Consider the following 12,618-nt stretch of genomic DNA (forward strand, 5'->3'; position numbering starts at 1 on the left):
CATGAACGACGCGATCCGCACCGACACCATCGTGGCCATCGCCAGTGCGCCGGGCGCCGGCGGCGTCGGCCTGCTGCGCCTGTCTGGCCCGCGCGCTGCGGCCATCGCCACCGCGCTGGGTGCGCCCGTGCTGCGGCCGCGCCATGCGCACTATGCGCGGCTGCGTGATGCCGATGGCGAGGTCATCGACGATGGCATCGTGCTGTGGTTCCCGGCACCGAACAGCTTCACCGGCGAGGAAGTGGTGGAACTGCAGGGCCACGGCAGCCCGGTGCTGCTGCAGCAACTGGTGGCACGCTGCATCGCGCTCGGTGCGCGCCAGGCGCGGCCGGGGGAGTTCAGCGAACGCGCGTTCCTCAACGGCAAGTTGGACCTGGCCCAGGCCGAGGCCATCGCCGACCTGATCGCCGCGGGCGACAACCGTGCCGCGCGCGCTGCACGGCGTTCGCTGGATGGCGTGTTCTCGCGCCGCATCGACGCTGTGGTCGAGCAGCTGGTGCTGCTGCGGATCCATGTGGAAGCGGCCATCGACTTCGCCGACGAACCGCTGGATACCCTCGGTGGCGCGCAGGTGCGGCGTGGCCTGGAACAGGCGCGCAGCGACTTGGGCCTGCTGCGCCGCGACGCCGAACGCGGCCGTCGCCTGCGCGATGGCCTGCACGCGGTGCTGATCGGCCCGCCGAATGCCGGCAAGAGCTCATTGCTCAATGCACTGGCCGGCAGCGAACGCGCCATCGTTACCGACATCGCCGGCACCACCCGCGACACGCTGCGCGAGACCATCCGCCTGGATGGCCTGGAGCTGACCCTGGTCGACACCGCCGGCCTGCGCGACGGCGGCGACGCCATCGAACGCGAAGGCATGCGCCGCGCCCATGTGGAGATCGAGCGCACCGACCTGGCGCTGATCGTGCTGGATGCGCGCGATCCGGCTGCGGGTGAAGCCGCACTGGGCGATGCCGTGGCGGCGGTGCCGCACAAGGTCTACATCCACAACAAGTCGGACCTGCTGGAGGCGTTGCCGACGCTGGACGATCCGGACCGGGTGTTCGTTTCGGCCGCCACCGGCGCCGGGCTCGAAGATCTGCACGCGCGCCTGCGTTCGATCGCATCGGCCGGGGCAGGGGAGCAGGTGGACGGCGAGTTCTCCGCGCGCACGCGGCATGTGGACGCAATCGAGCGGGCGCAGGAACACGCGCAACGCGCCGATGCCGAACTGGCGCATGAGCACCTGGAGCTGGCCGCCGAGGAACTGCGGCTCGCCCATGACGCACTGGGCGAGATCACCGGACAGATGAGTGCCGATGACTTGCTGGGAAGGATCTTCTCCAGCTTCTGCATCGGGAAGTAGGGCGGGGTCGGAGCCCCTGCGGGGATCCGACCCCAGGTCCCCCACCTGTCACATTGCCGCCTCATACTGACGCCCATCACATACCGCTTGGGGAAGTCGCAGTGAAGTCGTGGGGTTGTGCGTTGCTGTTGTCGTTGGCCGTGGCACCATCGGTGGCCATGAGTGCTGAATCCTCCACCCCGGCCGCGCACAAGGTGTCGGTCTACGGCCATCGCGGGGCAAGCGCACTGCTGCCCGAGCACACCCTGGCCTCGTATGCGCAGGCCATCGCCGATGGCGCCGACTATATCGAGCCGGACCTGGTGATGACCAAGGACGGGGTGATGGTGGCCCGCCACGAGAACGAGATCGGCGGCACCACCGACGTTGCCTCGCATCCGGAGTTCGCCAGCCGCCGCACCAGCAAGGTCATCGATGGACAGAAGATCGATGGCTGGTTCACCGAAGACTTCACCTTGGCCGAGCTGAAGACCCTGTATGCGCGCGAGCGCCTGCCGGAGCTGCGCAGCACCGCCTATGACGGGCAGTTCCGCATCGCCAGCCTGGACGAGATCCTGGTCTTCCTGGTGCAGCAGGCCGGGCGCGCCAACCGCGGCATCGGCCTGGTGCCGGAAATCAAGCACCCGACCTACTTCCAGTCCATCGGCCTGCCGATGGAGGACAAGCTGCTGGCCGCGCTGCGCGGCAACGCCTATACCAACGTCGGCCCGGTCACCATCCAGTCGTTCGAGACCGCCAACCTGCGCTACCTGCGCGGCAAGCTTGGGCGGGGCAGCAACATCCGCCTGCTGCAGCTGCTGTGGAAGGGCGATACACAGCCGGCCGACATCGCCAAGGCCGGTGGCACGCTGACCTATGCGCAGATGATGACCCCGGCCGGGTTGAAGGACATCGCCGGCTACGCCGATGGCATCGGCCCCGAGCTGCGCTCGATCATTCCGCTGGATGCCAAGGGCGCGCTGGGCACGCCGACCTCGCTGGTACGCGATGCGCACGCCGCCGGCCTGATGGTGATTCCGTACACCTTCCGCCCGGAGAACCACTTCCAGCCCAGCAACCTGCGCAATGGCGCTGACAACACGCGCAATGCCGAAGGCTCGATTGCCGAGATACGCGCCTACCTTGCAACGGGCATCGATGCCTTCTTCACCGATGATCCTGCGCTCGGCCGGCAGGCGGTGGACGGGATGGGCACGGCGGGGAACTGATTCTCCCGGCACTGCCTTCGCTCAGCCGCGCGGCTCGTCCGGGCGGCGGAACGGGATCACTACGTAGTCCTGGCCCTCGCGCGGCTGCCACAGCACCGGCACGCGCTGCGGTGACGGCGGCTCCAGCTCGTCGTCGGCCAGCGGCTCGGCCTCGTCTTCTTCGTCTTCCCAGCTGTAGCGCTGGCGCGGCGGCAGAGGATCGGCGTTGCGGAACAGCAGCGCGGCGATGATGCCGGCGAAGGCGCCGCCCATGTGCGACTGCCAGGACACGCCATCGGCGTGCGGCAGGATGGTCATCAGCATGCCGCCGTAGAACAGCATGCCGATCAGGCCGGTGGCGATCGCCGCGCGGTCGCGGCGCAGCAGGCCGAGGCTGGCCAGCAGGAACATCAGGCCATGGGTCACGCCACTGGCGCCCAGGTGCACGCTGCCCGGATTGCCCAGCATCCACGCGCCGAGGCCCGAACCCAGCCACAGCAGGGGCAGGGCGCGCACGGTGGCTTTCGGATACACGCTGCCGGCGAGGGTGCCAAGGATCAGGATGGCGATGCTGTTGGCGGCGATGTGCTCGACCGAGGCATGCAGCATCGGGCCGCCGACCAGGCCGAGCAGGCCCTTGGCTTCCAGCGGCGCGACCGCCCACGGTCGCCAGTCGAACGTGCCCTGCAGGGCGAACACGGCCACCAGCACCAGCACGGCGGCCAGGCTGGCATTGAACGCCCGCAGGATGCGCGAGCGGTCATTGCGGGGGGCCGGCACATCGCCGGCGGGCAGGGGCGCGTTGTTGTCCATACCTCAGCAATGGCGGTGGCTGGCGCGAAACCAAGGCCATCGCGGCGGGAGAGTGCAGTGCGGCCGGCGGGACAATCCCACCGGCCGCGCCACACAGCCGGTCAGGTTCAGGCCTGGCCTTCGCCTTCCTTCGGCGGGTACTTCAGGCTCAGCACCACGGTGGCGGCGATGATCACCGCGACCACGCCCAGCGAGACCGGGGTCGGGATCTTGAACAGGTCGATGATCATCATCTTGATGCCGATGAAGGCCAGCACCAGCGCCAGGCCGTACGGCAGCAGGTGGAAGCGGTCGGCCATGCCGGCCAGCAGGAAGAACATCGCACGCAGGCCCAGCACCGCGAACACGTTGGAGGTGAGCACGATGAACGGGTCGGTGGTGATCGCGAAGATTGCCGGGATGCTGTCCACGGCGAAGATCACGTCGGTGACCGCGATCAGGATCAGCACCGCGAACAGCGGGGTGAACCAGCGCACGCCATCGCGTTTCACGCTCAGCGCGTTGCCGGCGTAGTCCGGCAGCAGGCGCAGGTGCTTGCGCATCCAGCGCAGGGCCGGGTTGGTCTCCAGGTCCGGTTCCTGGCCGGCGGCGAACCACATCTTCCAGCCGGTGAACAGCAGGAAGGCACCGAACACGTAGAGCAGCCAATGGAACTGGCTGATCAGCACGCTACCGGCGAAGATCATGATCGTACGCAGCACGATCGCGCCCAGGATGCCGATGATCAGCACCTTCTGGCGCTGCTCTTCCGGCACCGCGAAGTAGCTCATGATCATCAGGAAGACAAAGATGTTGTCGACCGCCAGCGCCTTCTCGACCAGGTAGCCGGTCAGGAACTCGAGGCCGACCTTGTTGGCCACGACCTGGCCGGCAGTCTCATTCAGGTAGTACCAGAGGCCGGCGTTGAACAGCAGGGCCAGCGCGACCCAGCCGATCGACCACCACAGGGCCTCCTTGAAGGTGACCTTGTGCGGCCCACCATGGCGCATCAACACGAGGTCGACCAGCAGGGCGATGACCACCACCGCTGCGAAGCCGCCCCACAACCACACGTTACCGATCGTCTGCATTGGGAATGTCCGTTGGAAAGATGAATGCCAGGCCGGACGGCGAGGATCTGCAACGGAGGATCGGGAGGGGATCCAGGGACAGAGCTTCGCCGGTACGGCGAAGGTCTCGCTCGCAGTTCCAGTCGGCTGGAACTGCCGTTGCACCGGAGCCTGCGGGCTCGAAATGACGGCGACAACGTCTGGGAGCTACTCCCCTTCTGGCGCAGATTCTGCGGCTTGGCCGGGCTGCCGTCAAATGGCAGGTGGCCGGGGCCGGATCCCCTGCGGGGCTCCGCGCGCCCTCCCGCGCTGCCGCTCTGGTAGATGCCAACCTTGGTTGGCATACCGGCCGGGGTCAGAGCCCCTGCGGGGATCTGACCCCGGCGCCCGGTTTACAATAGGTGGATGAATACCCCCCTTCCCATTGTCCGCCTCAAGAATGCGTGGCGCTCCAGCCACCCGTGGATCTTCCAGAAACTGGTCGAGAAGCCGACCGTCCGGCCCAAGCCCGGTTCCATCGTCGACGTGGTCGGCATCGATGGCGAGTTCATTGGCCGCGGGTTCTACAACGGGCATTCGCGCATTGCCGTGCGCATCCTTGAGACTGACCAGAACGTGCCGGTGGACGCCGGCTGGTTCTCGCGCAAGATCGCCCAGGCGGTGTCGCTGCGCCGTGAGGTGCTGAAGCTCGATGCGGTGTCCGACGCCTGGCGCGTGGTGCACAGCGAAGGCGATGGCCTGTCCGGCCTGGTGGTCGACCGCTATGGCGACCTGGTGGTGGTCGAGTTCTTCGCCGCCGGCATGTTCCGCCACCGCGAGTGGATCTACGACGCCCTGCGCGAGCAGTTCCCGGGCTGCCGCTTCCACAGTTTCGCCGACGAGCACGTGCAGAAGCAGGAAAGCTTCGACTTCCACGGCAACACCACCACCGAAGCGTCGGTGATCACCGAGTACGGCATCAAGTTCCGCGCCGACCCGGCCGGTGCGCACAAGACCGGCTTCTTCGCCGACCAGCGCGAGAACCGCCAGTGGTTGAGCCAGCAGGTGGAAGGCAAGAGCGTGCTGGACCTGTGCTGCAACACTGGCGGTTTCGCCGTGTATGCGGCGGCGCGTGGCGCCTCGGAAGTGGTCGGCATCGACATCGATGAAGACGTCATCCAGATTGCCAAGGGCAATTCGCGCCTGAACAACGTGCGCCCGAAGTTCGTCCAGTCCGACATCTTCCCGTGGCTGCGCGATGCGGCCAATCGTGGCGAGCAGTACGACGTGGTGATCCTGGACCCGGCGAAGATGACCCGCGACCGCGACCAGGTGATCACTGCGCTGAAGAAGTACCTGGACATGAACAAGCTGGCGCTGGGCGTGGTGAAGCCGGGCGGCCTGTTCGCCACGTTCTCCTGCACCGGCCTGGTGGCCGAGGACCAGTTCCTCGACATGCTGCGTCGTGCGGCGTACTTCTCCGGCCGGACGATCCAGATCCTGAAGGTAGCCGGCGCCGGCCCGGACCATCCGTTCATGGCCCACGTGCAGGAATCGCGTTACCTGAAGGCCGTGTTCTGCCGCGTGGTCGACTGACCCTGTAGCTCTAAAGCCGAGCCGCGCCACCTGATCAATGGGGCGCCATTCTTACGGGCGCATCGCAATGCGCGGGAAGCTGGGCACCGGGCAGTGAACATGATTCACTGCCCGGCGGATCTGCGTGGAAGCCTCGCGATTCGCCGGGCGCGGCCCGGCGCTACCCAATGCGTGGCCGCAGCGCTATGGTCGGGCTCTTCCCAATGCCGGTGAGAGCCCATGCCTTCGTTGCGTCGCCTGTCCGTCGTGCTTGCCCTGGCGCTGTGCGCGCCGCTGTCCGCCCACGCCATCGAGTTCAGCGCGCAGGAGCTGGCCCGTGCCAAGGCGCTGCAGCAGCGCCTGGTCACCCTCGACAGCCATCTGGATACACCGGCCAACTTCGGTCGCAGCGGTTTCGACATCGAACAGCGCCACGACCGCAATGCGCTTTCGCAGGTGGACTACCCACGCATGGTCGAAGGCGCGCTGGACGGTGGCTTCTGGGCGATCTACACCGACCAGGGCGACCGCAGCGCAGCGGCCCACCAGGCCGAGCGTGACCACGGCCTGCAGCGATTGATGGAAATCCGCGAGATGCTGGCGGCCAATCCCGAGCGCTTCGCGCTGGCGCTGACCGCCGACGATGCGGCGCGGGTCAAGGCTGCCGGCAAGCGCGTGGTCTACATCAGCATGGAAAACGCCAGCCCGCTGGTGGCCGATCCCAGCCTGCTGTCGTTCTATCACCGCGCCGGCCTGCGCCTGCTCAGCACCGTGCACTTCGCCAACAACGAGTTTGCCGATTCGGCCACCGATCCCAAGGGCGCCGAGTGGAAGGGGCTGAGCCCGGCGGGCAAGGAACTGGTGCGGCAGGCGGTGAAGCTGGGCATCGTGATCGACCAGTCGCATGCATCGGACGCGGTGTTCGACGATCTGCTGGCGATGATGCCGGTGCCGTTCGTGCTGTCGCACAGCTCGGCCAAAGCGGTCTACGACCACCCGCGCAATCTCGACGATGCGCGCCTGCGCACGCTGGCCAAGGCCGGTGGCGTGATCCAGGTGAACGCCTATGGCGGCTACCTGATCGACACTGCGAAGACGCCCGAGCGCAAACAGGCGGAGGAAGCGCTGAGCAAGCAGCTGGGTGGCTGGGAGGGCATGGGCATCGAACAGGGCGTTGCCCTGCTGAAGGCCGAGCAGGCGCTGGACCACGAGCATCCGGTGCGGCATGCCAGCCTGGACGACTTCTTCGCCCACTTCGAGCACATCCTCAAGGTGGTCGGCCCCGAACACGTGGGCATCGGCCTGGACTGGGATGGTGGTGGTGGCTTGACTGACCTGCCCGATGTCAGCCAGCTGCCGAAGATTACCGCCTGGCTGCTGCGCAAGGGCTATACCGAGAAGCAGATTGCCGCCATCTGGGGCGGCAACCTGCTGCGGGTGATGCGCCAGGCGCAGGATTACGCAGCAAAACAGGGCGGGTGAAACGCCTTGCGGTAGTGCCGGCCAGCGGCCGGCACTACCGGTGAAGCGCTTATTTCGCGATCAGTGCGTGGCGGCGGCTGTACAGGAAGTACAGCACCAGGCCAACCACGTTCCACACCAGGAAATACAACTGGGTGGTGTGCGGCAGGCTCAGGAACAGGTAGATGCAGCCCAGTGCGGCCAGCGGGCCAACCACGAAGGCCAGCGGCGTGCGGAAGGTACGTTCGCGGTTGGGCTCGCGCAGGCGCAGCACCACCAGGCAGACACCCACTGCAGTGAACGCGGCCAGGGTGCCCGCGTTGGCCAGTGCGGCGATCTCGTCCAGGCGTGCCACGCCGGCCAGGGCCGACACCACCACGGCGGTGAACAGCGTGGTCGCCACCGGCGTGCCGGTACGTGCGTTGACCTTGGACAGGCCACGCGGCAGCAGGCCGTCGCGGCTCATCACGAAGAAGATGCGGCTCTGGCCATACAGGAAGGCCAGCAGCACGGTCGGCAGCGCGATGATCGCGATCACGCCGATCACCATCGCCGCGGTCGGATGGCCGAGCTGGCGCATGATCAGCGCCAGCGGCTCGGCGCTGTGGCCGAACACCGCGTAGCTCATCGCACCAACGGCCGCGAGCGCGACCAGCACGTAGACGATGGTGCAGCCGATCATCGAACCGATGATGCCGATCGACAGGTCGCGGCCCGGGTTCTTGGTCTCTTCGGCCGCGGTGGAGATCGCATCGAAGCCATAGAAGGCGAAGAAGATGATCGCCGCCGCCGCCATTACGCCGTGCTCGACGCCATCAGGGCCCATCGACTTGGCAAAGCCATACGGCATGAACGGCTGCAGGTTGGCGCTGTCGAAGGCGGGCAGGGCCACGGCCACGAAGATGGCCAGCGCGATCAGCTTGAACACCACCAGGATGGCATTGAGGGTGGCGCTTTCCTTGGTGCCGGCCATCAGCATGCCGGCCACCAGCCAGGTGATGACGATCGCCGGCAGGTTGATCATGCCGCCTTCCACGTGCGGGCCGGCTGCCAGCCAGGCCGGCAGGTGCACGTTCCAGCCGAACTGGGTGTGGACCCATTCGAGGAAGCCGACGAAGTAGCCGGACCAGCCCACCGCCACCGTACTCACCACCAGCGAGTACTCCAGGATCAGGCTCCAGCCCACCACCCAGGCGAACACCTCGCCCAGCGCGCTGTAGCTGTAGGTGTAGGCACTGCCGGCGGCCGGCATCATCGTCGACAGCTCGGCATAGGACAGCGCCGCGCAGGCGCAGACCGCTCCGGCGATGGCGAAGGAGATCAGCACCGCCGGTCCGGCCAGGTTGGCTCCGACGCCGATCAGCGTGTAGATGCCGGTGCCGACAATGGCACCGATGCCCAGCGCGATCAGGTGCGGCCAGCTGAGCGTCGGGATCAGACGCCTGCCGGCTTCGTGGACGGTGACGGAATCTAGGGACTTGCGCCGGAACAGGGACATGCAGGCCTCGGAAGGGGTGACTGAGAACGACAAGTTCCCGAGTGTGACCGAACGCAGCGCAGCATTACCACTGACGGGGGTCATGCGCGGGTCAAATGCGTCACCAATGCGCTTGCACGCCGAGCGCGCTGCCGGAATCGGCACAAATGCCAGCACGATTCGAAATTACTCGAGGTACCCCCAGGCGTCTGGAGCTCCATCCTGTAGTTCACGCCGCTTCCTTGCCGGGCCAGCGGCAGCCATCTTCCTGCCGGGCCTCCGGGCTGGCGGCCGGTCAGGATGTCACCCGTTCAGCCCCAAGCGGATGCCGAACCCCACCAGGAACAGCCCAGCCACGCGGCGCAGCGCGTCACTGATCCGCGGGTGCTGGATCAGCCGGCGGCGGGCCAGGTTGCCTACGCCGATCAGCATCGAGCAGTAGGCGATGCTGACCATCAGGATGATGCTGGCCAGCGCGGCGAAGGTGGCGATGCCCTGGTGTGCCTTGGGATCGATGAACAATGGCAGGAAGGCCATGTAGAACAAAATCGCCTTCGGGTTGAGCAGGCTGACCAGGATCGCCTGCTGGAAGTAGCGGCCCGGCTGCATGCGGATCGGGCCGGCGTCGCTACCCTCGTGCTTGGGCGTGCGCAGCAGGCTGATGCCCACCCACACCAGGTAGGCCGCGCCGAGGTACTGCACCGCGTGGAATACCAGTGGGTTGGCCGTGAGCAGCGCAGCCACGCCGGCCAAGGCGAGCCACATCAGGATCTGGTCGCCGACCAGCAGGCCGGCCAGCGCGGTGTAGCCGCCACGCACGCCGCCGCGGCCGGTGGCGGTCAGCAGGGTGAAGGTGCCGGGGCCCGGCAGGGCGAGGAACACCAGCACGGCGACCAGAAACGTCCACAGGTCCTGGATGCCCATCCACGGCATGGCGGTGTTCTCTTGTCACGGGGGGCCGCCATTGTCGGCCAGCGCCGCAGTTGGCGACAGGGGGCGGGCAACGCCATCAGGCATGCCAGACAGCAGCGGTTGCAGGTGCTGGCGCAGCTGCGCGTGCAGTTGCCGCACGGCCGGCGAGAACTGCTTGCGGTGCGGGCACACCAGCTGCAACGGAATGCTGCTGCCAACACCGTCGAGCAGCAGCTGCAGGCGCCCGGCCTGCACGTCCTCGCGCAGGTCCAGCCAGGACTTGTAGGTGATGCCTTCGCCGGCCGCCGCCCAGCGCCGCACCACGTCGGCATCGTCGCAGACCAGCGGGCCGCGCACCGGAATCACGCTGCGGCGCCCGTCGACCTCGAACGACCAGCGATCGTAGGCGCGGCCATTGAGTTGATAGACCAGGCAGTCGTGCTCGCGCAGATCCTCCAGGCGCGTGGGAGTGCCACGCCGGCGCAGATAGCCGGGCGAGGCGGCCAGCACGCGCCGGTTGCCTTCCAGCAGCGGCAGGGCGACGTAGTTGGCGTCGTCGAAGTGGCCGATGCGGATGGCCACGTCGACCGGGTCGCGGAACACGTCGGCGACCTCGTCGGACAGGCGCAGGTGCACGCGCAGCCGTGGATGCGCCGCGCGGAACGCGCTCAGCCACGGCAGCAGCAGGTTGCGGCCGAAGTCCGACGGCGCCGACAGCTGCAGGGTGCCGTGCAGTTCGGCGTCATCGCCCTGCACGCGGGCCTGGCCCTCGCGCAGGGTCGCCAGTACCTCCTGTGCATACGGCAGGTACAGCGCACCCTCACCGGTCAGGCGCAGGCTGCGGGTGGTGCGCACGAACAGGCGCAGGTCCAGCTCGCGTTCCAGCCGCGCCACCGCTGCGGCAACCTGGCCGGGCAGCAGATCGGCCTCGCGGGCCGCCTGCGAGAAGCTGCCCAGCGCGGCAGTGCGGACGAACAGCTGCAGGTCGTCGAAGCGGATCATTTTCATTACTGGAGTGAAAGTGCTGACCGATTCTGCGCCTTTTTGCCGGATCGTGCTCGGCGCAACCTGTCGTCTCCTTCCCCCTGGACCGCTGCCATGCGCGCCATTGCCTACACCCAAGCCGGCCTGCCGATCGATGATCCCCAGGCCTTGATCGATATCGACCTGGATCTGCCACAACCCGGCCCGCGCGACCTGCGGGTGGCGGTACGCGCGGTGGCGGTGAACCCGGTCGACACCAAGGTCCGCCGTGGCGTGGCCACCGACGGCCCGCGCGTGCTGGGCTGGGATGCGGTCGGCATCGTCGATGCGGTGGGCAGCGAGGTGACCTTGTTCCAGCCTGGCGACGCGGTCTACTACGCCGGCGTCATCGATCGCCCGGGCAGCAATGCCGAGTACCAGCTGGTGGATGAGCGCAGCGTGGGCCGCAAGCCGGCCCGCCTGGACGATGCGGCCGCCGCCGCGCTGCCGCTGACCGCGATCACCGCCTGGGAGCTGCTGTTCGACCGCCTGCGCATTGCCGAGGGCGGTGGTGAAGGCCAGACCCTGCTGGTGATCGGTGCTGCCGGCGGCGTTGGTTCGATCCTGGTACAGCTGGCGCGGAAGCTGACCAAGCTGACCGTGATCGGCACCGCCTCGCGTCCGGATACCCAGGACTGGGTGCATGCGATGGGCGCGCACCATGTGATCGACCACAGCCTGCCGTTGGCCGAGGGCCTGGCGCGGCTCGGCATCAGCGAGGTGCAGCACGTGGCCAGCCTGACCCATTCCGACCAGCACTACGCGCAGATCGTGGAACTGCTGGCGCCGCAGGGCCAGCTGGGGCTGATCGACGATCCTGGCCAGGTGGACGTGATGGCGCTCAAGCGCAAGGCGTTGTCCCTGCACTGGGAGTCGATGTTCACCCGGCCGCTTTACCGCACCGCCGACATGCAGCGCCAGCACGACCTGCTGAACCGCGTGGCCGAGCTGATCGACACGGGCGTGCTGCAGACCACGCTGGGCGAGCACTTCGGCCGCATCGACGCCGCCAACCTGCGGCGTGCCCACGCGCTGCTGGAAAGCCACCGCGCCAAGGGCAAGATCGTGCTGGAAGGCTGGTAACACCGGCTGTTCCTGCGCCCTTGGGGTCAGATCCCTTTTTTCCCCCGGGAAAGGGATCTGACCCCTGCCTCAGGCCACGCCGTTGTCGACGTGCTCGGCGAAACCCGGCTGCTGCCGCAGGCCTTCGAACCACGCCGCGAGGTGTGGCAGCACGGGCTTGTTGCCGGGCGTGCTGCGCCAGCGTTGGGTCGACAGCCCGAGCACGATATCGGCCAGGGTGAAGGCGTTGCCCGCCACGTAGCCGTCGGTAGTGGCCAGCTGCGCATCAAGGACAGCCATCAGCCGATTCCACTGCGCCAGGCTGGCTTCGGCGCGGGCATCGTCGGGGTAGTCCGGGTGCTGGCGCACGCGCGCCATGAACACGTGGCGCCACGCGCTGTTGAGGTCGCTTGCCTGCCAGTCCATCCACTGCTCCACCCGGGCCCGGTCCTGGGCTTGACCGGGCAACAGGTCGTCGCGGCCGGCGCGCGCTGCCAGGTAGCGACAGATGCTGTTGGACTCCCACAGCACGAAGTCCCCATCACGCAGCACCGGCACCTGACGGTTCGGGTTCAGTGTGGCCAGCAGGCCCGCCGGCGGTTCTGGCTCGTGGTGAAGTGACAGGTCGAGCCCGGCGCACAGCCACAGCACCTTGCGTACGTTGATGGAGGTGGGCTTTCCGTACAGAGCGAGCATGTTCCTGACGCAGCAGCTGAGACTCGGCCAGCC

The 12,618-nt window shown here is 67.6% G+C and carries 11 protein-coding genes; 5 read left to right on the forward strand and 6 right to left on the reverse strand.

Annotated features, from left to right (window positions below; all coding sequences use genetic code 11):
* The first annotated feature begins 1 nt into the window (after position 1).
* Positions 2-1,351: a tRNA uridine-5-carboxymethylaminomethyl(34) synthesis GTPase MnmE gene (gene mnmE / locus B9Y82_RS20320; RefSeq protein ID WP_100475113.1), complete on the forward strand. Its 1,350-nt coding sequence runs from the start codon at positions 2-4 to the stop codon at positions 1,349-1,351.
* Between the two features lie 101 nt (positions 1,352-1,452).
* Positions 1,453-2,559: a glycerophosphodiester phosphodiesterase gene (locus B9Y82_RS20325; protein ID WP_100475114.1), complete on the forward strand. Its 1,107-nt coding sequence runs from the start codon at positions 1,453-1,455 to the stop codon at positions 2,557-2,559.
* Between the two features lie 21 nt (positions 2,560-2,580).
* On the opposite strand, the gene B9Y82_RS20330 is transcribed toward B9Y82_RS20325, so the two are convergent.
* On the reverse strand, positions 2,581-3,351 hold the full coding sequence (locus B9Y82_RS20330; RefSeq protein WP_100475115.1) for a rhomboid family intramembrane serine protease: 771 nt from the start codon (positions 3,349-3,351) through the stop codon (positions 2,581-2,583).
* A gap of 107 nt (positions 3,352-3,458) precedes the next feature.
* Entirely contained in the window at positions 3,459-4,421 is a 963-nt protein-coding gene (locus B9Y82_RS20335; RefSeq protein ID WP_005421228.1) for a TerC family protein, read from the reverse strand.
* 384 nt (positions 4,422-4,805) lie between these two features.
* Between B9Y82_RS20335 and B9Y82_RS20340 the strand changes: the two genes are divergently transcribed.
* Together B9Y82_RS20340 and B9Y82_RS20345 are read left to right on the forward strand one after the other, a co-directional pair.
* Positions 4,806-5,975 carry a class I SAM-dependent rRNA methyltransferase gene (locus B9Y82_RS20340; RefSeq protein ID WP_100475116.1) on the forward strand — a complete coding sequence of 390 codons (1,170 nt, stop codon included), beginning with the start codon at positions 4,806-4,808 and terminating at the stop codon, positions 5,973-5,975.
* 219 nt (positions 5,976-6,194) lie between these two features.
* A complete protein-coding gene (locus B9Y82_RS20345; RefSeq protein ID WP_100475117.1) occupies positions 6,195-7,436 on the forward strand; it encodes a dipeptidase in 1,242 nt (413 codons plus the stop codon).
* Between the two features lie 49 nt (positions 7,437-7,485).
* Here B9Y82_RS20345 and B9Y82_RS20350 read toward each other — a convergent pair whose 3' ends face one another.
* From B9Y82_RS20350 to B9Y82_RS20360, 3 genes are all read right to left on the reverse strand, one after another.
* Positions 7,486-8,913 carry an amino acid permease gene (locus tag B9Y82_RS20350; RefSeq protein WP_100475118.1) on the reverse strand — a complete coding sequence of 476 codons (1,428 nt, stop codon included), beginning with the start codon at positions 8,911-8,913 and terminating at the stop codon, positions 7,486-7,488.
* A gap of 282 nt (positions 8,914-9,195) precedes the next feature.
* Positions 9,196-9,825, reverse strand: a complete 630-nt coding sequence (gene leuE / locus B9Y82_RS20355) for a leucine efflux protein LeuE (protein ID WP_100475119.1) — start codon at positions 9,823-9,825, stop codon at positions 9,196-9,198.
* Between the two features lie 15 nt (positions 9,826-9,840).
* Positions 9,841-10,812 carry a LysR family transcriptional regulator gene (locus tag B9Y82_RS20360; protein ID WP_100475120.1) on the reverse strand — a complete coding sequence of 324 codons (972 nt, stop codon included), beginning with the start codon at positions 10,810-10,812 and terminating at the stop codon, positions 9,841-9,843.
* A gap of 90 nt (positions 10,813-10,902) precedes the next feature.
* On the opposite strand from B9Y82_RS20360, the gene B9Y82_RS20365 reads away from it, so the two are divergent.
* Entirely contained in the window at positions 10,903-11,910 is a 1,008-nt protein-coding gene (locus B9Y82_RS20365; RefSeq protein ID WP_100475121.1) for a zinc-binding alcohol dehydrogenase family protein, read from the forward strand.
* Between the two features lie 69 nt (positions 11,911-11,979).
* Here B9Y82_RS20365 and B9Y82_RS20370 read toward each other — a convergent pair whose 3' ends face one another.
* The gene (locus tag B9Y82_RS20370; RefSeq protein ID WP_100475122.1) at positions 11,980-12,585 is read right to left on the reverse strand and encodes a glutathione S-transferase family protein; all 606 of its coding nucleotides are present in this window, start codon (positions 12,583-12,585) and stop codon (positions 11,980-11,982) included.
* Positions 12,586-12,618 lie beyond the last annotated feature (33 nt).

The organism is Stenotrophomonas maltophilia (assembly GCF_002799155.1).
Classification (GTDB): Bacteria; Pseudomonadota; Gammaproteobacteria; order Xanthomonadales; family Xanthomonadaceae; genus Stenotrophomonas; species Stenotrophomonas maltophilia_R.